Source organism: Helicobacter apodemus, assembly GCF_000765745.2.
GTDB classification, from domain to species: Bacteria; Campylobacterota; Campylobacteria; order Campylobacterales; family Helicobacteraceae; genus Helicobacter_D; species Helicobacter_D apodemus.
This window is the reverse complement of record NZ_JRPC02000093.1, coordinates 1-1107: the sequence shown is the minus strand read 5'-3', so window position 1 is coordinate 1107 and position 1107 is coordinate 1. Positions and strand designations below refer to the sequence as shown.

Annotated in this window: 3 protein-coding genes; 1 reads left to right on the top strand and 2 read right to left on the bottom strand. The window is 28.2% G+C overall.

The window, feature by feature from the left end; all coding sequences use genetic code 11:
- Both LS72_RS10515 and LS72_RS10510 read right to left on the bottom strand, forming a co-directional pair.
- The coding region (locus LS72_RS10515; protein WP_138155360.1) for a hypothetical protein at positions 1-192 on the bottom strand (192 nt) is incomplete at its 3' end.
- Positions 193-209: 17 nt separating this feature from the next.
- Positions 210-764 carry a hypothetical protein gene (locus LS72_RS10510; protein ID WP_138155359.1) on the bottom strand — a complete coding sequence of 185 codons (555 nt, stop codon included), beginning with the start codon at positions 762-764 and terminating at the stop codon, positions 210-212.
- Between the two features lie 163 nt (positions 765-927).
- On the opposite strand from LS72_RS10510, the gene LS72_RS10505 reads away from it, so the two are divergent.
- Positions 928-1107: hypothetical protein (locus LS72_RS10505; RefSeq protein WP_138155358.1), on the top strand; the 180-nt coding region annotated here is incomplete at its 3' end.

Here is a 1107-nt window from a genome sequence, read left to right as displayed (position 1 = left end):
AAAAGCAAAAGCTAATAAAAGAACAGATTTTATAAGTTGTCCTGCATTTTGAACTGCCATTGCAACAGCTTCTAGCACTTGATAAATCATCTTACCATAGCCCCAAGTGTAAATGATATGATTATCAGGTATATTAGTAGCTCCAAATACAAAAGAGCTTACAAGGATAAAGATAAATAAAATTCTATACACGCTAACTCCTTTTTTAATCAACTACGATTTTTGATAGTATTTTTTATATTCGTTATAATATTTTTAATAGAGCGGATAAAAGATTTAATATCACGCACTATCTCATCTACTAAAAAAGCAATAAAACTAGGAATACAAAGAATAGAAATGATAATAGGGATAAAAAATGGTAAGCCATACTTAAAAGAGCAGATGAGCGTTATGGGTATAAGAAACAATGTAGTAAAACAAAATTTAAGGTTTATCCGCCTTAACCTTTCTATATCAATCTTATACTCTTTGGGTGGTTGTTTTATTATTCCCCTAAGGTTTTGTGGTTTCTTTTTTTGTTTGTGTTTTAAGACTAGGGCTTTGATTTGATAATAACACCATTCACCAAAACAAAGGAGATTCCAAAACACAAACCAACCAATAACAACTACTATGGTGAAAGAAATGATTGAGCCAATGTAATTTGTTTCAGGACTTCTTGAGTTTTCAAACATTACAGAACCAATTAAAGTTACAAAGAACCAACCCATTATTATTTTTGCTAAGTATTCTCTATATTTTTTGTTTCCATCATTTTTCATTTTTTCTCCTTTAAAATTAAAACTCTAACATTTAAAGTTCAACAAAAATTACAAAAAATAAAAATTTTTCTCCTTTTCATCTTTTTTGTTGAACTTTAAATGTAATAATTCTCAAATCTTAAAAAATAATTTTTAACAACATCAATTATTAAAGGAGAGACAAATGAGTGATAATTTGTTTAAATCAAAAAGAATATGGCTTTTTTTAATCTTATTTTTTGGATTATTCGCCACATTAGCAATTGCAGGGAATCAGACAGATACTTTGGGTTTAGGCAAAGTCTATGAAACCATTGAGCAATGGACAGGTGATAGGAATTTGAATTTATTAATTACGACCATT

Coding starts and splice junctions, on each gene's coding strand:
- LS72_RS10510 (WP_138155359.1), bottom strand. CDS start 764: ATGAAAAATGATGGAAACAAAAAATATAGAGAATACTTAGCAAAAATA.